The organism is Sphingopyxis sp. Soil_C_28 (assembly GCF_057657055.1).
Genome location: NZ_JBDGJE010000003.1, coordinates 30,067 through 49,592, shown reverse-complemented (window position 1 = coordinate 49,592; position 19,526 = coordinate 30,067). Strand labels below are relative to the sequence as shown.

The 19,526-nt window shown below is 65.2% G+C and carries 18 protein-coding genes; 4 read left to right on the top strand and 14 right to left on the bottom strand.

Annotated features, from left to right (window positions below; translation table 11 throughout):
- The 13 genes from AC3A43_RS13650 to AC3A43_RS13590 all read right to left on the bottom strand — a co-directional run bounded on the left by AC3A43_RS13650 (position 1) and on the right by AC3A43_RS13590 (position 14,091).
- On the bottom strand, positions 1 to 621 hold the full coding sequence (locus tag AC3A43_RS13650; RefSeq protein WP_487793100.1) for a molybdenum ABC transporter ATP-binding protein: 621 nt from the start codon (positions 619 to 621) through the stop codon (positions 1 to 3).
- Complete coding sequence (gene modB / locus AC3A43_RS13645; RefSeq protein WP_487793099.1) at positions 611 to 1,306, bottom strand: molybdate ABC transporter permease subunit; 696 nt, start codon at positions 1,304 to 1,306, stop codon at positions 611 to 613. The genes AC3A43_RS13650 and modB overlap by 11 nt, the downstream gene beginning before the upstream one ends.
- A gap of 41 nt (positions 1,307 to 1,347) precedes the next feature.
- Entirely contained in the window at positions 1,348 to 2,112 is a 765-nt protein-coding gene (gene modA / locus AC3A43_RS13640) for a molybdate ABC transporter substrate-binding protein (protein ID WP_487793098.1), read from the bottom strand.
- Positions 2,113 to 2,120: 8 nt separating this feature from the next.
- Positions 2,121 to 3,473 (bottom strand): PepSY-associated TM helix domain-containing protein, encoded by a 1,353-nt coding sequence (locus AC3A43_RS13635; RefSeq protein ID WP_487793097.1) that lies wholly within the window; start codon positions 3,471 to 3,473, stop codon positions 2,121 to 2,123.
- A 12-nt stretch (positions 3,474 to 3,485) separates the two neighbouring features.
- Entirely contained in the window at positions 3,486 to 5,495 is a 2,010-nt protein-coding gene (locus tag AC3A43_RS13630) for a TonB-dependent receptor family protein (protein WP_487793096.1), read from the bottom strand.
- A 69-nt stretch (positions 5,496 to 5,564) separates the two neighbouring features.
- Positions 5,565 to 5,957, bottom strand: a complete 393-nt coding sequence (locus AC3A43_RS13625) for a hypothetical protein (RefSeq protein ID WP_487793095.1) — start codon at positions 5,955 to 5,957, stop codon at positions 5,565 to 5,567.
- 50 nt (positions 5,958 to 6,007) lie between these two features.
- Complete coding sequence (locus AC3A43_RS13620) at positions 6,008 to 7,177, bottom strand: sterol desaturase family protein (protein ID WP_487793094.1); 1,170 nt, start codon at positions 7,175 to 7,177, stop codon at positions 6,008 to 6,010.
- A gap of 62 nt (positions 7,178 to 7,239) precedes the next feature.
- On the bottom strand, positions 7,240 to 9,414 hold the full coding sequence (gene ligA, locus AC3A43_RS13615) for an NAD-dependent DNA ligase LigA (protein ID WP_487793093.1): 2,175 nt from the start codon (positions 9,412 to 9,414) through the stop codon (positions 7,240 to 7,242).
- 70 nt (positions 9,415 to 9,484) lie between these two features.
- The gene (locus AC3A43_RS13610) at positions 9,485 to 10,171 is read right to left on the bottom strand and encodes a GNAT family N-acetyltransferase (protein ID WP_487793092.1); all 687 of its coding nucleotides are present in this window, start codon (positions 10,169 to 10,171) and stop codon (positions 9,485 to 9,487) included.
- Positions 10,172 to 10,174: 3 nt separating this feature from the next.
- The gene (locus AC3A43_RS13605) at positions 10,175 to 10,834 is read right to left on the bottom strand and encodes a hypothetical protein (RefSeq protein WP_487793091.1); all 660 of its coding nucleotides are present in this window, start codon (positions 10,832 to 10,834) and stop codon (positions 10,175 to 10,177) included.
- On the bottom strand, positions 10,831 to 12,498 hold the full coding sequence (gene recN, locus AC3A43_RS13600; RefSeq protein ID WP_487793090.1) for a DNA repair protein RecN: 1,668 nt from the start codon (positions 12,496 to 12,498) through the stop codon (positions 10,831 to 10,833). Before recN ends, AC3A43_RS13605 begins: the two co-directional genes overlap by 4 nt.
- 44 nt (positions 12,499 to 12,542) lie before the next feature.
- Positions 12,543 to 13,337: an outer membrane protein assembly factor BamD gene (locus AC3A43_RS13595; RefSeq protein WP_487793089.1), complete on the bottom strand. Its 795-nt coding sequence runs from the start codon at positions 13,335 to 13,337 to the stop codon at positions 12,543 to 12,545.
- Between the two features lie 61 nt (positions 13,338 to 13,398).
- Positions 13,399 to 14,091 carry a peptidylprolyl isomerase gene (locus tag AC3A43_RS13590; protein ID WP_487793088.1) on the bottom strand — a complete coding sequence of 231 codons (693 nt, stop codon included), beginning with the start codon at positions 14,089 to 14,091 and terminating at the stop codon, positions 13,399 to 13,401.
- A 126-nt stretch (positions 14,092 to 14,217) separates the two neighbouring features.
- Here AC3A43_RS13590 and AC3A43_RS13585 point away from each other — a divergent pair, with 126 nt between their 5' ends.
- From AC3A43_RS13585 to AC3A43_RS13570, 4 genes are all read left to right on the top strand, one after another.
- Entirely contained in the window at positions 14,218 to 14,907 is a 690-nt protein-coding gene (locus tag AC3A43_RS13585) for a hypothetical protein (protein ID WP_487793087.1), read from the top strand.
- A 48-nt stretch (positions 14,908 to 14,955) separates the two neighbouring features.
- On the top strand, positions 14,956 to 15,336 hold the full coding sequence (locus AC3A43_RS13580) for an ArsR/SmtB family transcription factor (protein ID WP_487793086.1): 381 nt from the start codon (positions 14,956 to 14,958) through the stop codon (positions 15,334 to 15,336).
- A 2-nt stretch (positions 15,337 to 15,338) separates the two neighbouring features.
- Positions 15,339 to 15,872, top strand: coding sequence for an SRPBCC family protein (locus AC3A43_RS13575; RefSeq protein WP_487793085.1), 534 nt, complete (start codon positions 15,339 to 15,341; stop codon positions 15,870 to 15,872).
- A 109-nt stretch (positions 15,873 to 15,981) separates the two neighbouring features.
- Positions 15,982 to 16,971, top strand: a complete 990-nt coding sequence (locus AC3A43_RS13570) for an acyl-CoA thioester hydrolase/BAAT C-terminal domain-containing protein (RefSeq protein ID WP_487793084.1) — start codon at positions 15,982 to 15,984, stop codon at positions 16,969 to 16,971.
- Positions 16,972 to 17,113: 142 nt separating this feature from the next.
- On the opposite strand, the gene pnp is transcribed toward AC3A43_RS13570, so the two are convergent.
- Positions 17,114 to 19,441 carry a polyribonucleotide nucleotidyltransferase gene (gene pnp / locus AC3A43_RS13565; RefSeq protein ID WP_487793083.1) on the bottom strand — a complete coding sequence of 776 codons (2,328 nt, stop codon included), beginning with the start codon at positions 19,439 to 19,441 and terminating at the stop codon, positions 17,114 to 17,116.
- Positions 19,442 to 19,526: the final 85 nt, after the last annotated feature.

Genomic DNA, 19,526 nt, shown 5'->3' with positions numbered 1-19,526 from the left:
TTATTCGCCAACCTCCACCACCGACGTCGCAAGCCGGTCGACCTCGGCGCGATCGTGGCTGACGTAAAGAATCGGCAATTTCAGCTCGTCGCGAATCCGTTCGATGACCGTCATGATATCGCCGCGCCGGGCGGCGTCGAGCGACGACAGCGGCTCGTCCATGAGCAGGATTTCGGGGGCCGCGAGCAGCGCGCGACCGATAGCGACGCGCTGGGCTTCGCCGCCCGACAAGCCGTGCGGCCAGCGATCGAGAAGATGGCCAATGCCGAGAAACGCCGCAGCTTCGTCGAAGCTCATCCAGCGGTTTGCGGGATCGGCGAGGTCGTGGCCGTAGGTCAGATTCGCGCGCACACGGCGGTGCGGGAACAGCCGGCCATCCTGGAAGACGTAACCGACGCGGCGCGTCTCGGGCGGCAGGTTGGTGGCGCCATCGAACAAAGTTCGATCGCCGATGCGAATATGGCCGCGGTCGGGCTTGATCAGCCCGGCGACCATGTTGAGGATGCTGGTCTTGCCCGCGCCTGACGGTCCGAAAAGCGCGGTCAGCCCCGGCCCTGCAGTGAAGCACGCGGCGATGGTCCGCTCGCCAAGCCGCCTGGCGACGTCGATATCAATCGCCATCCCGCTGCCTTTCGCCAGGGCTGCGCCGCACCAGATATTCTGACAGGATCAACGCACCGAGCGACAGCGCAACCGATAGAAGCGCAAGACGCGTGACCATCGCCTCGCCGCCGGGCACCTGCAGCGCCGAATAGATGGCGAGAGGCAAGGTGCGCGTTTCGCCCGGGATATTCGAGACGAAGGTGATCGTCGCGCCAAACTCGCCGATCGAGCGCGCGAAGCCGAGCACCAATGCGGCGAGCACGCCCGGCAGCGCCAGCGGCAGGCTGATCGTCCAGAAGCTGTGCCATGGGGTCGCCCCCAACGTCCGCGCCGCGCCCTCCAGCCGCCGGTCGATCCCCTCGATCGACAGCCGCATCGCGCGCACCATCAGCGGCAGCGCCATGATCGCGGCGGCCAGCGCGGCGCCGGTCCAGCGGAACATCAAACTCACCCCGAACCAGCTTTCGAGCCAGCGCCCGACGGGGCCAAAGGGACCGAAAGCGATGAGCAGCAGCCAGCCGGTGACGACGGGCGGCAGGACGAGCGGCAGGTGGACAAGTGCGTCGAGCAGCATCCGGCCGGGGAAGCGATAGCGCGCGAGAAGCCAGGCGATAGCAAAGGCGACAGGAAGCGTGGCAAGCACAGCGACGCCACCGACCTTCAGCGACAAGGCGACGATTCCCCATTCTTCGGCGGAGAGCATCAGAGGTTCGAGATCACAGGCGTCATGAACTGCTCCTGACCTCAAGGGTTTGCAAACCCGTGGCGCGCAAAGATCGCGCGGCCCTGTTTCGACAGCAAGAAGGCGCGGAAGCCCGCAGCGCCCCCGCTGCGCGACGTCTTGAGCAAAGCGACCGGGTAGCGGATCGGCGGGTGGCTCGATGCGGGAAAAATGCCGACGACGCGGACGGCTTTCGATGCCCGCGCATCGGTGGCATAGACGATCCCGAGCGGTGCGGCACCGCGTTCGACGAGTGCCATCGCGGCGCGGACATTTTCGGCGGGGGCGGTTTTTGTCGCGACGCCCGTCCAGACGCCGAGCGCGATCAGCGCGGCTTTCGCATATTTTCCGGCAGGCACGACATCGGGATCGGCGAGCGCGAGGCGGCCGGTGCCGAGCGCTTTTGCCAGCGCGAAACCGCGTGCGGGCGCCAGCCGGACTTTGCTCGACGCGGGGGCAATCAGCACGAGTCGATTGCCGAGCAGGGTCGTGCGGGTGCCGGGGCGCAGCAGCCCCGCCTTTGCCACCGCGTCCATCCATTCCTCATCGGCCGATAGGAACAGGTCTGCGGGAGCGCCCGCGATGACTTGCCGCGCCAGCGCCGACGAGGCGGCGAACGATAGCACAGGTCTGGCATGGCCGTTTGCCGCCCAGACGTTCGCCGCCTCGGTCAGCGATTCCTGCAAGCTTGCGGCCGCGAGGACTACCGGGCCGCGTTCCTTTGCGATCGCGGCAGGGGCAAGGAGCAGCGCGAGGAGCGCGACAAACAGGTGGAGGATACGGTCCATGCGGTAACCTATAGGCGCGGCCGGGCCCTAGCCGCAACGCCGAGCCAATGCGCGACACGCGGGAGGCGCGGCAGAACGAGACGCTCGACGATCCAGAGGAGGATCAGCGAGGCGGCAAGCAATGGTAACAGCGCGGCGAGGATCAGGATCAGCGCTGCGACGCCCTTGAGCTTGGCCGGATCGCGTGCGGCGGGCGGTGCACCGAGCGCATCGTCGGGCCTGCGCCGACGCCACATCAAAAATCCCGAAATGGCGAGGGTGAAAAGCGCAAGTGCGGTCGCGACACCGACGAGCTGATTGCCAAGGCCGAAGAGCTGGCCTTCGTGCCACGCGATGCCATAGCCAATGGCACGGTCGATGGCGTGTTTTTCAGCAAAACCGGCGCGCGCGACTTCGAGGCTCGTTTCGGGATCGTAGCTGACCTTGCGCACCTGCGGGCGGTTCTGCGTCAGCGTCGTCAGCGTCCAGACATTGCCATTGGGCGGACCGAAGGCGTTGGGCGCGCCGGGCGGCTGGATGATCGCGGGGGCGGGCATATGTTCGGCGCGGGCGCGGAGCACGATATATTCAAGGCGCGCGCGCGGCGGCGGTCCGGCTGGCTGCGTGGCCGCCATCGCATGATGATCGTGCGCGGCATGCGGATTGGCGCCGCCCTTCCAGTCCTGCACCCCCGACACCCAGCCCATTTCGGCGCGGACGGTGCGAAACCCATTTGCCCACACCTCGGTCCATGGCAGCGCGGTGAAGAGCAGGATCAGCGCGAGGCCTGAGACCCAGAAACCGGTGACGGCGTGGAGATCGCGCAGCGCCGCCCGGCCACCAAGCGACAGGCGCGGCCAGACGACCCCGGCGGCGCCGCGACCGCGCGGCCACCAGAGGTAAAGGCCGGTCAGGATCATCACGATCGCCCAGCTCGCGGCGAGTTCGACGAGCAGGCGGCCGGTGCGGCCGATGAGCAGCGTGCCGTGGATGCGCGACAGCCACGCCGAGATGCGCTGGTCGGGATCTGCGGCGGCGATCACCCGCCCCTGCGGCGACACAGCGACGTCGCGCATTGCGCCGCCCGGCAGGCCGATATGGATCACCGCTGCATCTCCCGGGGCCTCGGGAATGCGGTAGTAATGAAAGCTGGCGCCGGGATTGGCGGCCAGCGCGGCGGCAACCTGTGCGTCGGCTTCGACCGCGCCCTGCGTGGGAAGACCGCGCCACGCGCGCTCCTCCCACCGATCAATCTGCGGCTTGAACAGATAGGCGGCGCCGGTCGCCGAAAGGACCAGCACGAAGGGGATGACGAACAGCCCGGCATAGAAATGCCAGCGCCAGATCGTGCGATAGAGCGGAACCCGGTTGATTTCGGTCACCCCCTGCCCCCTTTAGAACCGCGCCCGGATACCGGCGGAGACCGCGCGGCGTTCGACCGGGTAATAGATCGCCGAGGCGGGCGTGACGGTGATCGCCGCGCTGACGTCGCCGATCGCCTTTTTGCCGGTGATGTTGCGGACGTCGACGAAGGCATCGATGCCATTGGCGATCGTGGCGCCGCCGGTCACTCCGATCAACGCATAGCCGGGTGTCCGCACCCGATTGCGGTAATCGGAAAACGGACCGTCAGGGACCCATTCGACGTTCGGTGCGATATGCAGCGCGTCGGTACCGAGGCGCAGCTCGGCACGATAGGTGTGCTTTGGCACGACCGGCAGGCGGTTGTCGCCGAATTGGCTATCGTTCCGGAAGCGGAAGTCGCTGTAGGTGTAGATTTGGCGCAAGCGCAGCCAGTCAGTGGGCGCGATATCGAGCCCGGCCTCGACGCCCTGATGCAGCGTGCGATCGGCGTTGAAGGTCGCGGCGGGGATGTTGCTGTTGGTCGTGTACTGGAGCAGCTCGCCCTTCAGCGTCGAGCGGTAGAATGCGACGTCCCAGCTTGCGAAGCCGAGCTTGCCGCGCGTGCCGATCTCGGCGGTCCAGGCGCGCTGCGGACGGATGTCCGAAACCAGCGTGCTGGTCGGCGGGGTGCCGATCGTCTGGAAGACTTCACCGAAGCCGGGAAATTCGGTCGAGCGGCTGTAGTTGGCGAAGATCTGGATATCGGCGGCGGGTTCGAACAGCAGGCCGAATTTGGGCGAAAAGACGTCGAAATCGATCCGTCCGTCGGTCGCGGGGGTGCTCGAAAAATTCACCTGGCGTTTCCGCCAACCATCGGCGTAGACCCCGCCTGCAATCAACGTGAGCGCCTCGACCGGCCGAACGCGCACCTCGCCATAGAGCGTCGCGGTCTGCGCCTTCTGGTCGGCGTCGAAGGTCAGCGCGCCGCGTCGGCCGCCATTATTTACGAACTGGCGCGCATCGGTGCTGCCGCGGCGGATTTCGCCGCCGAGCGTCACTTCGACCGGACCACTCGCATAATCGGCGCGGAAGAAGGTGCCGATATCCACCGACTTCTGATCGATGAGCTGGAAGATCGGATGATGCAGCGACTTCGCATTGACGAAACCGCCGACGTCGAGCGTGAAAGCGCCCCAATCGAAGGTTGTCCGGTTCTGAAGGCGCAGCGAGTCGATGTCGCGCGCCTGATCGCCGGCGACCGCGCTCGCACTGGCCTTTCGCGGGGTGGTGAGTGCCTCGATCCGCGTCAACGCACCGGGCAACTGCTGATCGATATTGTCGACGCTTGCGTAGAAGCGCGTGCTGATCACATCACTGATCTTCAGCCCGACATTGCCCCGAAAGCGCAGACTGCGCCGTTTCGCGTGGTTGCGATCGCCGTCCGACGTGTCGGCGCCGATCGCGCCCCATGCATCGACGCGTTCGCCCGCAACCCCCGCCGAGACGAGCCCGCGTACGCTGTCGAAGCTACCGACGTCGGCGCGTAGATAAATCCCTTTTGCGGTACGCCCGCTGGGAGTCACCCCGTTGATCGCCCCGCCGAGCGTGCCCGAGCCGAAGCGCAACGCATTGGCGCCGCGATAGACTTCGAGATGGTCGAAGAAGATTGGTTCGAGTTCCTGGAAATCGCCATTGTCGTCGGCGAGGTTGATCGGGACGCCATCCTGCAAGAGCGTGAGTCCGCGCATGTGAAAACCGCGCGACAGGCCCGATCCGCGGATCGAGATGCGCACTTCCTGCCCGTAGCGCGGCTGGAGATACACCCCGGGCGAGAAGGCGAGCGTATCGCGCAGGCTCACGACCGACTTGTCGGCATAGTCTTCGTAAGAAACGACATCGGTGCCACCGGCGGTACGCGATGCGCGTTCCTCGGCGGCGTCGATGGCGGTCGGCGCCGTGACGATAATCGTCGCGTCGGCCTCTTCGGCACGGACCGGAGCGGCGACGAGACAGGTCGCGAGCGCCAGCAACGGCGCCGCCCCATGGATACGGGTTTTCATAGATTTTCCTTCGCTGAATGCAGTCGCGGGCCGCACCGCGCAAAAGCGCGGGCAGCCGGTTTGGCTGGATCAGGCGAAGGCAGGTGGTCCGGTACTCGGCGGGAGCGGCGAGGCGATGCCCGGCGCGAATCCGAGCGATCGGACCGCGACCGGGATGGGATCGGCGGCCATTGGCGCCGCGGCGAGCACCGGCAGGCCGGGGACGATCGGCGCATTGGCGAGCGCGCCCCACGGGCAATGCTGCTGCGCTTCGCCGGCATTATGATCGCCGACCTTTTCAACCGGGATCGTCGTCGTGCCGCCCGGATTGCCGGGGTCCGAACAGATACGCACGGTGATCGAACCGCCCGAGTCGCTCTCGATCATCCACCCCGGCGCGACGAGCACCCGCGCGGCGAGCGCGAGCAGCAGCGGCAAAAGCAGCAGGATGCCGGGACGGCGAAAGGCGGCGAGCACGCTCACGCCGCGCGCCTTATGACCTGCCCGTGCGGGTGGCAAGCGGACAGATTGCCCTATTCGGCGGGCGTCTCGTCAATCTTCTTGCCGGTGCGCGTCCAGGGGTAGAGGAACTGGCCCCAATAGCTGCGCGGGACATCTTCGGGGATGCCGTAATTGTCGGGCCAGCGGTCTTTCGGCAAATGGAAGGTGCCGAACAGCTTGTCGATCCACGGGAAGTGGATCGCGAAATTGACGTCGAACGCCTCGCGCTCCAGCCCGTGGTGCCAATGGTGGAAGCGGGGAGTCGCGATCCAGTGGCCCAGCCGATTGAAATTGCCCCCGACATTCGCGTGGAGCAGCGACGACCAGACATAGACGAAGCCGATATAGGCCTGCATCACCGACGGCGCGAAGCCGAGGGTGAACAGCGGCAGTGAGGTGATCGAGCGGAGCAGGACGATCTCGACGAAATGCATCCGTGATCCCGCCAGCCAGTCCATCGATTTCGCGCTGTGGTGCACCGCGTGGAACCCCCAGAGGAACGGATAGCGGTGGAAGGTGCGGTGGAACCAATATTGCGCCATGTCCGACGCGACGATGACGATCAGGAATTGCACGATCCATGGCAGCGCGGCGACACCGGCGCGGAATGCTTCCCAATTGCTCGTATTCTCGTTGATGATCGTCGACGGCGCGAGCGCGAGGAAGCCGAGCACCTGCACGAACATCGTGCTGACCAGATAATAGAAAAGATCCTCGCGCCATTCGATGCGGAACAGGCGCTGCGTGCGGCGATGCGGGAAGGCGCGTTCGAGCGGCGCGAACATGAAGCCGGTGACGAGCAGGTTCACGACGAAGAAGTCGAGCCCGAAAAAGATGCCCCAGTCGCGCGTTTCCTGCGGCTGGACATTCGAGCCGCCGACGAGAATCGCGGCAAGCCCGATCATCAGCGCGGTGAGCCCGAGCGCCTTGCGCGGACGGAGCAGCAGGCTGAGCAGCGAGAGGCCGTAGCTCACGAGCAGGATCGCGTGGACGAGCCCGCGAAAGCCGCCCCAATTTTTGATGATTTCAAGCTCGGGCGTCGCAAACCAGTCGGGGAAGCGCAGCGCAATCACCATGAAGAAACCGGCGATTGCGAAGAGCAGGCCGAAGAAGCCCGACAACCACCCACTGCCGAATCGCCGCACTTCGGTATGCGATTCGAGATCGCGCATCAGATTGTTCAGATAATCACGCTTTGCCATGTGGCCCCCTCACAGCATTTCCGCCGCGCCGTCTGTGATGGCGCGCACGGCACTATATCACGCTAACCCGCCGCGGCGACGATCTCCGCCCATTCGGCCTCGTCGATCACGCGGATACCGAGAGCGCTGGCCTGCTTGAGCTTCGACCCGGCTCCGGGGCCCGCCACGACGAGGTCGGTCTTCGCACTCACCGATCCCGCCGCCTTGGCTCCAAGCGCTTCGGCCTGCGCCTTGGCCTCGTCGCGGCTCATCGTCTCGAGCTTTCCGGTGAACACCACCGTCATGCCCGACACTTCGCTCTCGCGCGTCTCGACGACAAAGGGCGGCGGCGAAACTTCGGAGAGGAGGTCGTTCCACAGGTCGCGGTTGTGCGGTTCGTGGAAGAAATCGGTGAGCGCCTCGGCGACCGCCGGACCGATGCCGTCGGCGCGCACTTCGAGAATCGCTTTGATTGCGTCCATCTTGCGCGTGACGAATTTGCCCTCGGATTCGCCCTCGCCCTGTGGGTTCGCGTCGAGATAGCCCTGAATCCCGGTTGCTTTTTCGGGAAGCAGGGCGATATCGCCGACACCCTTGAGAAGGTCCCGCGCGGTCACTGCACCGATGTGGCGGATGCCGAGCCCGAAGAGCAGGCGCGCGGCGTCGGGGCTGCGTTTCGCTTCGATCGCGGCGAAGAGATTGTCGACCGACTTTTCCTTCCAGCCTTCGCGCTCGATCAATTCTGCACGGTGACTTTTCAACCGGAAGATATCCGCCGGGCCCTTGTCGAGCCAGCCGAGGTCGAGGAATTCCTGAATGCTCTTCTCGCCGAGCCCCTCGATGTCGAGCGCGCCGCGGCTGACGAAGTGGCGCAGACGCTCGAACTTCTGCGCGTTGCAGATCAGGCCACCAGTGCAGCGCACATCGACCTCGCCTTCCTCTGCCACCGCCTCGCTGTTGCAGACGGGGCAATGGTCGGGGAAAACATAGGGAGCGCGGTCCTCGTCGCGGGTCAGGTTTTCGACGACCTGCGGGATGACGTCGCCGGCGCGCTGGATGACGACGCGGTCGCCGGGGCGGACGCCAAGGCGACCGATCTCGTCGCGGTTGTGGAGCGTGACGTTCGACACGACGACGCCGCCGACGGTGACGGGGACGAGCCGCCCGACAGGGGTCAGCTTGCCGGTGCGGCCGACCTGGATATCGATGGCCTCCAAAGTCGTCTGCGCGCGTTCGGCGGGAAATTTATGCGCAATCGCCCAGCGCGGCGCCTTGGCGACGAAGCCGAGGCGATGTTGCCAAGCGAGGCTGTCGACCTTGTAGACGACGCCGTCGATGTCATAATCCATGTCGGCGCGGCGGCGCTCGATTTCGGCATAATGGGCGAGGACTTCGGCGACGTTTTCGAAGCGTTCCAGGAGCGGCGAGACCGGCACGCCCCAGCTTTCGATCGCCTTCATCACATCATATTGCGTTTCGGCGGGAAGCGCGCTGACCTCGCCCCAGCCGTGCGCGAGGAAGCGCAGCGGACGCGAGGCCGTGACGCTCGCGTCCTTCTGGCGCAGCGAGCCTGCGGCGGCGTTGCGCGGGTTGGCGAACTGGCGGACGGTGGCGGGGTCAAACTCCTGTTCGCGCTGCGCGGCAAGTACCCGGCCCTCTTCCATCAATCGTTCGTTGAGCGCCGTGAAGTCGGCCTTTGCCATATAGACTTCGCCGCGGATCTCGAACACGTCGGGCGCTTCGCCCTTCAACTCCTGCGGAATGTCGGCAATGGTGGCGACGTTCGGAGTCACATCCTCGCCGACGCTGCCGTCGCCGCGTGTCGCGGCCTGCACCAGCTTGCCCTTTTCGTAGCGCAGCGAACAGGAGAGGCCGTCGATCTTGTCCTCGGCGGTCATCGCGACCACGGCATCGGCTCCGAGGTTCAGAAAGCGGCGCACGCGCGCCGCGAACTCCTCGACATCCTCGGCGGCGAACGCATTGTCGAGGCTCATCATGCGCTGCGCATGCGTGACCTTGGCGAGCGGTGACGCCTCGACCGCGGCGCCGACCGATTTGTTCGGGCTGTCGGCGCGGATCAGCTGCGGAAAGGCGGCTTCGAGGTCGTTGTTGCGGCGGACGAGCGCGTCATAATCGGCGTCATCGATCTCCGGCGCATCCTCGGCATGATAGCGTTTGCTGTGATAGGCGATCAGTTTTGCCAGCCGCATCAGTTCATTGGCGGCCTCGGCCTGCGACAGGGATTCGATTTCGGTCATGCACCGGTCTTTGCCATCGGCTCGAACCCGGCGCGAGTGCGAAATCCTGCGATATGGTCGCGCCGGTCCGTCATTTCGCGATCGCCAGCACATGCACCTCGCGCCGGATACGAAAACCGAGCGATTCGTAAAGCGCGATCGCCCCGGCGTTATCGGCGTAGCTGTGAAGGAAGGGCTGTTCGCCGCGCGCGACCATTTCGCGCATGACATGGCCGATCAGTGTCCGGGCATAGCCGCGACCGCGGCAATCCGCCCACGTCGAGACGCCGCTGACTTCGGCCATGCCGGGGACCAATATGCGTTGCCCCGCCATCGCGAGCAGCCGGCCGTTTTCGCGGACACCATAGAACGGGCCATAACGATGCGTCTTCGGCCCCCATGGCCCAGGTTTGGCGTGCTCGGCGAGCGCCGCCATTTCGGGTACGTCGTCATCGCCCAGCGCGAGGATCGCAGGTTCGCCTGCGCGAGGGGGCGGCGGCGCGCCCTCGGCGACCATCTGCGCGAGGATGGCGCGTTTCACTTCACGCGTGCCGGGAGGGACCGGCCACGGTTCACCCTCGACGATCCAGATTTCGCCTGCTTCCGGGACGAGTGCGGCAAGCGCAGCCTGCGCCGCATCGCCTGTGTCGGCCGCGACCCCGAAAACGCCATAGCCGCGGTCGATCCGAAACGCGCGCGCGTCACCCTCGGCAAGATGCGCCTGCCGCCCGGTCAGCATGCTCCAGACCGGCCGGTCGAGCGGATGCGCCGCCCCCATGGGTCAGGCCCGTTCCATAGCGAGCGTTTCGGTCGCGGGGATTTTCACGCCTTCCATCGCGTGCTCGGCATAGGGGCCGGCGGGATCGACCCAATGAAGGAACAGATGCGCCGACCAGCGATTGGGGTTCGGTGTCGTCCTTCCGTGCAGCCGGTGGACGCCCTGATAAAGCACCGCGTCGCCGGGCAGCATCGGCACCGAACCATAGGCGTCGTCGCCGAAATCGGCGTCGGCGCGCTCGCGCGGGGTTTCGATATGCTGCGCCCCGACCTCAAGCGGCCAGGCCCGGTCATCACTCGCCGCAAGCAGCAGCGACAGGCTGTGTTCGCAGGCGTAACGATCCGAATGGACGTGGCAGACGTCACCCGCGCGGTACATGCGGAAATAACAATAGGAGGGCTTGAGTTCGGTCCCGACGAGCGCGCTGACCGCCGGGGTCATACCCCACAGGAAGGTCGAAAGCGGCAGATAATGCCGGCCATAAACCTCGACCGCCTCGTTCGCGAGCAGCGCATGCTTGCGCTTCAGCTTGTCGAACGACACGCCGCCGCGCATCAGGTCGCCCTTCATCATGCCAAGGAGCGCATGGGTAACGTCGGTGGGCACGAAGCCCGGAAGCGCGAGATAGCCCTGCGCGCGATAAAGTTGCGCCTGGTCGGTCATGTCGTCTCCAGCAATCGTTCGGCCTGTGCGCGGGCTTCGGCGGTCACTTCGGCGCCCGACAGCATCCGCGCGATTTCTTCGCGGCGGCCCGTCTCGTCGAGCGCGTGAACGCTGGTGCGCGTCACTGTACCTTCGCTCGATTTGGCGATGATGAAATGCGCGGCGCCTTTTGCGGCGACCTGCGGACTGTGCGTCACCGCGAGCAACTGCTTGCCCGCGCCCGCCAATCGCGCCAGCCGCTCGCCAATCGCCGACGCCACCGCGCCGCCGACGCCGCGGTCGATTTCGTCGAAGATGATCGTGTCGGCGCCGCCCTCTTCGGCGAGCGCCACCTTCAGCGCGAGGATGAAGCGCGAGAGCTCTCCGCCCGACGCGATCTTGGCGAGCGGGGCGAAGGGCGCGCCGGGATTGGTCGAGATCAGATATTCGACACGGTCCATGCCCTCGGGTCCCCAGCGTTCGGCGGGGAGGCGTTCGACCAGCGTCTGGAAGCGCGCGGCGTCGAGTTTCAGCGGCACGAGTTCGCCCGCGACCGCGGCGTCGAGCCGGGTCGCGGCCTTGCTGCGCTGATCGGAAAGCGCGGACGCCGCGTGGGTGTATGCGGCGGCGGTTTCAGCCACGGCAGTCTCGAGTTTCGCGAGCCCCGCGCTGCCGCCCTCGATCGCATCGAGCCGCGCGGCCAGCGTTCCGGTGAGGTCGGCGAGATCGTCGGGCTGGACATTATGTTTGCGCGCCATCGCGCGCAGCTCGAACAGGCGCGTTTCGGTCGCCTCGAGCCGTTCGGGATCATATTCCATCGCGCGCGCGGCTTCGTGCAGCTTGGTCTCGGCCTCGTCGGCCTCGATGATCGCGCGGTCGAGGCCCGCGAGCGCCTCGGCGAGCAATGCGTGATCGCCCGCGAGCCGGTCGAGCCGCCGCGCGGCACCGCGCAGTTTCGCAGGACCGCTGTCGCTGCCCTCGAACGCCTCCATGATCGCGCCGAGGTCGCCCGCGATCTTCTCACCCTTTTGCATCGCCGCGCGCGCTTCGGCGAGTTCGGCATCCTCCCCCGGCTGGGGCGCGAGTGTCTGGAGTTCGGCGACGCAATGTTCGAGCCATTCGCGGTCGCGCGTGGCCTCGTCCAGCGCGGCGCGCGCAGCGGCGAGCGTGTCTTCGGCCGCCCGCCATGCGGCGTGGGCGGTGTCCACGCCGCGCGTATCGGCGCGCGCATAAGCATCGAGCAGCGCGCGGTGGCCCGTCGGGGCGAGCAGGCCGCGGTCGTCGTGCTGGCCATGAATTTCGACCAGATGACCGCCGACTTCGCGCAACAGCGCCGCCGAGCACGGCTGGTCATTGAGGAAGGCGCGGCTGCCGCCATCGGCTTTCAGCGTGCGGCGGATGAGCAAAGCTTCGCCGCTCTCGAGTCCAATCTCGTTGTCGGCGAGCAGCGCGGCGAGCGGTGTGCCCGATGCGGGCGCAGCGAAGCTCGCGGTGACCTGCGCCTTGTCGCTGCCCTGACGTACCAGCGCGCTGTCGGCGCGCGCGCCGAGCGCGAGTCCGAGCGCGTCGAGCAGGATCGACTTGCCCGCCCCCGTCTCGCCCGTCAGCACGCCCAGCCCGGCCTCGAAATCGAGGTCGAGCCGTTCGATCAGAACGATGTTGGCGATGGAAAGCGCCGTCAGCATGCCCTGCCCTTACCGCAGAACAAAGGCAGAATCTACGCGCAGTATCAAGCGCTCGGGGCGTTCTTCTGCATCAGCTTGTACGCGCGCTCATACCATTCATTGCCGGGATAGTTGGCGCCGAGCACGGCGGCGGACTTTTTCGCTTCGGCCGGGATACCCAGCGCCAGATAGCATTCGGTCAGGCGATAGAGCGCCTCGGGCGCGTGGCTGGTGGTCTGAAACTTGTCGACGACCTCGCGAAAGCGAATCGATGCCGCGAGCCAGTTCGAGCTGCGCTGATAGAAACGGCCGATTTCCATTTCCTTGCCCGCGAGATGATCCTGGACGAGGTCGATCTTGAGGCGCGCGTCCGACGCATAGCGGCTGTCGGGATAGCGGCGGATCACTTCGCCCAGCGCGTTCGACGCCTGCTGGGTGATCTTCTGGTCGCGCGTGACGTCGCTGATCTGCTCATAATAGGACAGGCCGATCAGATAATAGGCATAGGGCGCGTCCTTGTTGCCCGGGTGGATCGCGAGGAACCGCTGCGCGGCCTCGATCGCCGGGGTGTATTCGCGGTCCATATAATAGCTGAACGAGCTCATCAGCTGCGCACGGCGTGCCCAGGGCGAATAGGGGTGCTGGCGTTCGACTTCGTCGAACAGCGCCGCGGCGAGACCATATTGCTTGCGGTCGAGCCGATCCTGCGCCGCGCGGTACAGCGTGTTGACGTCGCGTGCAACGTAACGCGTGTCCTTCTTCACATTGCCGCCCCCGGCACAAGCCGCCAGCATGGGGGTGATCACGAGTGCGGCGGCGAGCAGGCGCATGGTCGCGCGCGAGGGGGCATATTGAGTCATGCGCGCGGTATAGCCACAGCGCGGATGAACGCAAAATAAATGATGGGGTCCCGGCGCAGCTTTACGGCGCTTTGACGACACAACCTTTTGGCGCGTCGGCAGGTGCGGGCACGCGCCGCGCGGTTTTGATCGTGACTTGGGGCTCCAACATCTGGCCCACCATTACGCCTTGGCCCGCGGTCGGCGAAACGGGCGCGTTGAAGATCGCCTCGGCGATGTCGGTGCCCGCGACGATTTCACCGAACACCGCGAAACCGACGCCGTCGCCGCCGGGCGCATCGCTGTCGAACCCCTTGATGTCGGACAGGAGCAGGAAGAAATCTGTCGTCGCGTCACCGGGATTGAGCCGCGCCATCGACAGCGCACCCTTGCAGTTGGTCAGGCCGCTGGCCTTCGTCGGCTCATGCGCGATCGGCGGAAAATTCCTGCGCGGATCGCCGCGATTGCCCGCCTGAATCAGCTGGCTGGCCGCCCCCCAGCTTTTCGTCGAGCGATAGAATTTGAACCCGTCCATCCGCTTCGCATCGACATAGCGGAGGAAATTCGCGGCGGTGATCGGTGCGCGCTTGTTTTCGACCCGCACGACGATCGTCCCGAGATCGGTGGCCAGCGCCACATAGGGCCGCGTATCGGCCTCGATCACCGGCGTGACCGGCGCGGGAATGGCCGGGGCGGGCGGCGGCAATTGCGTCGCCTGCGGCGGAACGACGGTCGATTGGGCGGCGAGCGCGAGCGCGGTGAGGATGGTCAGCATGGCGCCGATCATAAACGCAATGCGCCGATCGAAGCGAGTGGATTCAGAGCGCTGGCTGGCAACAGCCCAGATTGGAAAAACCCGAAAGCCGGCCTAGTCATACGCACCGACCAAGCTAGAGAGGACATGATGAGCGAAACGCCGAACCGTGATACCACGCCCGAGCATGGCGCATCTTCACCGGACGCCGCAGCCATCGGATCACGGTTCCTGCGCTATTTACCGCTGATCACGATTGCGCATTTCCTGATTGGACTGCCAGCACTGATCGCATCGCTCGCGCTCGCCTATTTCGCTTTTGTGCAGGCCGACGCGACGCAGAAGATGCAGAGTGGCGGGGTTATGCCGTTCGTCACCTTCGGAACAAGCAACGGGGACGAGGAAGGCAATCAGGATATTGCGCTGACGCTAACGAACAATGGCGTCGGCCCCGCGATCCTCGGCCCCATCGAAATCCGTTATGAAGGCAAGACGATAAACACACCGATCGACTTGCTCGAAGCATGCTGCACCGAAGCCGGTGCGCGCGCCTTGCGCTTTTCCACCTCGCCTTCAACCGGAATCGCCGTGCGGCCCGGCGAGACGATCGAATTCGTTAGCTTTCCGCGCACCCCCGCATCCGAAAAAGTCTGGCAGACGCTCAACAAGGAGCGTTGGAAACTCAAGGTCCGCTCCTGCTATTGTTCTATCTTCAACGATTGCTGGATCACCGAAGGCATGCAGGGGTTGCCGAAGGCCGTAAATAAATGCCCCGCCAACTGGTCGCTCTATCGCGAGGATGCGGGAAACCGGATCGCCGGGGTGGACGCGAAATAATTAAACCAATCGGTTGACAATAAAATTGGATGCCTCATATTCAACCCCATGGTTGAACATGATTCGCACGCGCTCGACACAATCTTTCACGCTCTCGGCGACGCAACGCGCCGGGCGATGCTGGGTGAACTGGCCACCGGCGAACGGACGGTCGGCGAACTGGCAGAGCCGTTCGCGATGTCGCTCGCTGCGGCGTCGAAGCATATCAAGGTGCTGGAAAATGCGGGAATGGTCCGCCGCGACGTGCGCGGGCGCACCCATGTCTGTAGCCTCGATCCGGTGCCGCTGATGAGCGCCGACCAGTGGATCGGCATGTATCGCCGCTTCTGGACCGACCGGCTCGACACCCTCGAACGCATCCTGCGGGCGCAGGACGCCGCGTCCCCACCCCCACCGAAGAACCCCCTCCCCGGGAAAGAAGGAGAATAACGATGACGACGATGCTTACCGAAGGCAATTATGGGGTGCTCACCGAACCCGCAACGCTGACAATCGAGCGCCTGCTCCCCGGCCCGGTCGAGCGTATCTGGTCTTACCTGACCGATAGCGAATTGCGTCGTCAGTGGATGGCCGCCGGCGCGATGGAGGAAAAGGTCGGCGCGGCGGTCGAATTCACCTGGCGCAACGACGAACTGACCGACCCACCCGGCGTGCGCCCCGAGGGCTTTGACGCCGAGCATAGGATGATTTGCGAAGTCGTCGCGATCGACGCGCCACATCTGCTGGCAATCAGCTGGGGCAGCACGGGCGGGGTGACCTTCACGCTTAAGGAAAAGGGCGACGAGGTGCTGCTCACCGTCGTGCATCGCCGGATCGAGGATCCTGCCGTCCGGCTCAATGTCAGCGCGGGCTGGCACGCGCATATCGATGTGCTCGAAGCGCGGCTGCGCGGGCGCACTCCAGCGCCGCATTGGGACAATTGGACGGCATTGCGCGGTATTTATGCCGAGCGTTTGTTCGGCTGACCCTGCCCGCATCGGGCGGGGAAGGGGCTGCGAAAGCGGCCCCTTTTCTTTTTTGTGGCGTCGCGCTAGTGTACTATTTTAATAATACAGTTGGGCATGGAGGGTGGCCGTGAAGCGGAAATGGAAGATCGTATGGGGCGTGTTGGGCGCGCTGGTCGTCGTCGGCGCAGGCGGCATGGCGTGGATGATCACACAGCCGCCGGCGCCCGCGAAGATCGTCGAGGCAGGGCCGACCGGCCAGCGGATCAATGCGAGCGGCATTTTCGCCAATTATTTCCCGGCCAAGGGTGACGGGCCGCATCCGGCGATCCTGTTGCTCGGCGGGTCCGAAGGCGGGCTGAGCAAGGATATGCGTGCGCTGGCGCTGCTCCTTCAAGCCGAGGGATATAGTACGCTTCAGCTCGCCTATCACAACGCGCCGGGCAAGTCGGCGAAGCTCAAAAACATTCCGATAGAGGATTTCGCGAGGGGGCTCGACTGGCTGAAGACGCAGCCCGAAGTCGATGGCAGCCGGCTCGGTATCGTCGGCTATTCGAAGGGCGCCGAGGCGGGATTGATCGTCGCGACGGTGTATCCGGGGGTACGCGCCGCGGTGCTCGGCATGCCGTCAAGTGTCGTGTGGGACGGGATGACCGGCGAGAATTATATGTTCGGGTCGTTCAGCTCATCGTGGAGCAAAGGCGGCAATCCCCTCCCCCACCTCGCCTACAAGGGCCAGCCGGGAAGCGACGGGCTGATGCCGGTGTTCGTGAACGGGCTCAAGGAACTCGACAAGAACCCCGATGCGATCATCCCGGTCGAGAGGTATAAGGGCAAGCTGCTGCTCGTGTGCGGCGAGGCCGAGAAACTGTGGCCGAGTTGCCCGATGACCGACCAGATCGTCGCACGCGCGGCGAAGGCGGGGGCCGCGGCGCCCGTAGTGCTGCGCTACAAGGACGCGGGACATGGTGTGATGGGCGCGCCTTTTGCCGACGACAAGGCGCGGCGATACTGGGCCAAGCTCGGCGGGACCGAGGCGGGCAACGCGGCGGCACGCGCGGATAGCTGGGCGAAGATCAGGGCGTTTTTGAAGACGGAGTTGGGGGCGGACGGCGGCTGACGGCCGGTTGCGGACGTTGGCTCCTCCCTCGCCGGGTTCTCGCTTTCGCGGGAATGACGAGATTTAGAAAGAACGGCCGCGCACGCCGTAACAAAAAAGGGGCCGCTTTCGCGGCCCCTTTCCGTTTCCGATAGCGAAAGACTTAGTCCTTCAGGAAGTCGGGCACATGGCCCTGATCTTCCGGACCTTCGCTGCGTTCGCGGCGCGGGCCACGGTCGCCGCGGGGTTCGCCGCCGCCGTCACGGCGCGGACCACGGTCACGACCGCCACCGCCGCCTTCGCGACGCGGGCCACGGTCGCCGCCGCCGCCATCACGGCGCGGGCCGCGATCGCCACGCGGTTCGCGGGCTTCACGCGGCGGGCGCGTGTCTTCCAGCTCTTCGCCGGTTTCCTGATTGACGACGCGCATCGACAGGCGAACCTTGCCGCGCGGATCGATCTCGAGGACCTTGACCTTGACTTCCTGGCCTTCGCTCAGGACGTCGGCGACCTTCTCGACGCGCTCGTTGGCGATTTCGCTGACGTGGACGAGACCGTCCTTGCCGCCCATGAAATTCACGAACGCACCGAAATCGACGAGGTTCACGACCTTGCCGTCATAGACCTTACCGACTTCGGCTTCTTCAACGATGCCCGAAATCCACTTGCGAGCGGCTTCGATCTGCTCGGGATCGCTCGACGAGATCTTGATCAGACCTTCGTCGTCGATGTCGACCTTGGCGCCGGTGGTCGCGACGATCTCGCGGATCACCTTGCCGCCGGTGCCGATGATGTCGCGGATCTTTGCCTTGTCGATCTGCATCGTCTCGATACGCGGTGCATGCGCCGACAGCTCGGTGCGGGCTTCGCCCAGCGCCTTCGCCATTTCGCCGAGGATGTGCGCGCGGCCTTCCTTCGCCTGGTTCAGCGCGGCTTCGAAGATCTCGCGCGTGATGCCCGCGATCTTGATGTCCATCTGCATCGTGGTGATGCCCTCGGACGTGCCCGCCACCTTGAAGTCCATGTCGCCGAGGTGATCTTCATCGCCGAGGATGTCCGACAGGATCGCGAAATCCTTACCTTCGAGGATCAGGCCCATCGCGATGCCCGAAACCGGACGCTTCAGCGGAACGCCGGCATCCATCATGGCGAGCGAACCGCCGCAGACCGACGCCATCGACGACGAGCCGTTCGACTCGGTGATGTCGCTGGTGATGCGGATCGTGTAGGGGAACTCGTCCTTCGTCGGCAGCACCGCGTGCAGCGCGCGCCATGCCAGCTTGCCATGGCCGATGTCGCGGCGGCTGGGCGCCCCGAAACGACCGACTTCGCCGACCGAATAGGGCGGGAAGTTATAGTGCAGCATGAAATTCGAGTACGACAGGCCGTTGAGGCCGTCGATCATCTGCTCGCTGTCCTTGGTGCCCAGGGTGCAGGTCGCGATCGTCTGCGTCTCGCCGCGGGTGAACAGCGCCGAGCCATGGGCGCGGGGCAGGAAGTGCGTTTCGGCAACGATCGGACGAATCTGCGTCGTCGTGCGTCCGTCGATACGCTTGCCGTCCTTGAGGATGGCGCCGCGAACGATTTCGGCTTCGAGCTTCTTCATCAGCTTGCCGGCGGCCATCTGGTCCTGCGGCGCGGCGTCGGCGAAAGCGGCCTTGCCGGCAGCACGTGCCACGTTCAGCGCGTTCGAGCGGGCCGATTTGTCGGTCAGCTTGTAAGCGGCGGCAATGTCCTTGCCGATCAGCTTCTTCAGCTTGTCCTTGGCCGCGGTCAGATCACTCTGCTCGGCCATGTCCCAGGGATCCTTGGCAGCCTGTTCGGCCAGCTTGACGATCGCCTTGACGACGTCCTTACACGCGTCGTGCGCGAACAGCACGGCGCCGAGCATGATCTCTTCCGACAGCTCATTGGCTTCGGATTCGACCATCATCACCGCGTCATAGGTCGCAGCAACGACCAGATCTAGGTCGCCTTCGGCAACCTGTGCGTCGGTCGGGTTCAGGATATATTCGCCATCGACATAGCCAACGCGCGCGGCGCCGATCGGACCCATGAAGGGAACGCCCGAAATGGTGAGCGCGGCCGACGCGGCGACCATCGCGAGGACGTCGGGCTCGTTATGGCCATCATAGCTCAGAACTTGGGCAATGACGTTGATTTCGTTATAGAAACCTTCGGGGAACAGCGGACGGATCGGACGATCGGTCAAACGCGAAACCAGGGTTTCCTTTTCGGTCGCGCCGCGCTCGCGCTTGAAGAAGCCGCCGGGGATGCGGCCTGCGCCCGAATATTTTTCCTGATAATGGACGGTAAGCGGGAAGAAGTCCTGCCCTTCCTTGACCGTCTTGGCAGCCGTCACGGCCGCGAGAACCATTGTTTCGCCGAGCGTCGCGACAACCGCGCCGTCGGCCTGACGGGCAACCTTGCCCGTTTCGAGAGTCAGCGTTTCACCGCCCCACTCGATCGATACTTTTTTCACGTCAAACATGGAGTTTCCTTCGCCCGCCGGGCCCGATGCCGGGCGGGGCCTCTAGTTCCGGGTAATCCGACCCGGGGCGGTGCGGGGCGTCTGT

Coding starts and splice junctions, on each gene's coding strand:
- AC3A43_RS13650 (WP_487793100.1), bottom strand. CDS start 621: ATGGCGATTGATATCGACGTCGCCAGGCGGCTTGGCGAGCGGACCATC.
- modB (WP_487793099.1), bottom strand. CDS start 1,306: ATGCTCTCCGCCGAAGAATGGGGAATCGTCGCCTTGTCGCTGAAGGTC.
- modA (WP_487793098.1), bottom strand. CDS start 2,112: ATGGACCGTATCCTCCACCTGTTTGTCGCGCTCCTCGCGCTGCTCCTT.
- AC3A43_RS13630 (WP_487793096.1), bottom strand. CDS start 5,495: ATGAAAACCCGTATCCATGGGGCGGCGCCGTTGCTGGCGCTCGCGACC.
- AC3A43_RS13620 (WP_487793094.1), bottom strand. CDS start 7,177: ATGGCAAAGCGTGATTATCTGAACAATCTGATGCGCGATCTCGAATCG.
- ligA (WP_487793093.1), bottom strand. CDS start 9,414: ATGACCGAAATCGAATCCCTGTCGCAGGCCGAGGCCGCCAATGAACTG.
- AC3A43_RS13610 (WP_487793092.1), bottom strand. CDS start 10,171: ATGGGGGCGGCGCATCCGCTCGACCGGCCGGTCTGGAGCATGCTGACC.
- AC3A43_RS13605 (WP_487793091.1), bottom strand. CDS start 10,834: ATGACCGACCAGGCGCAACTTTATCGCGCGCAGGGCTATCTCGCGCTT.
- recN (WP_487793090.1), bottom strand. CDS start 12,498: ATGCTGACGGCGCTTTCCATCGCCAACATCGTTCTGATCGAACGGCTC.
- AC3A43_RS13595 (WP_487793089.1), bottom strand. CDS start 13,337: ATGACTCAATATGCCCCCTCGCGCGCGACCATGCGCCTGCTCGCCGCC.
- AC3A43_RS13590 (WP_487793088.1), bottom strand. CDS start 14,091: ATGCTGACCATCCTCACCGCGCTCGCGCTCGCCGCCCAATCGACCGTC.
- AC3A43_RS13585 (WP_487793087.1), top strand. CDS start 14,218: ATGATGAGCGAAACGCCGAACCGTGATACCACGCCCGAGCATGGCGCA.
- AC3A43_RS13580 (WP_487793086.1), top strand. CDS start 14,956: ATGGTTGAACATGATTCGCACGCGCTCGACACAATCTTTCACGCTCTC.
- AC3A43_RS13575 (WP_487793085.1), top strand. CDS start 15,339: ATGACGACGATGCTTACCGAAGGCAATTATGGGGTGCTCACCGAACCC.
- pnp (WP_487793083.1), bottom strand. CDS start 19,441: ATGTTTGACGTGAAAAAAGTATCGATCGAGTGGGGCGGTGAAACGCTG.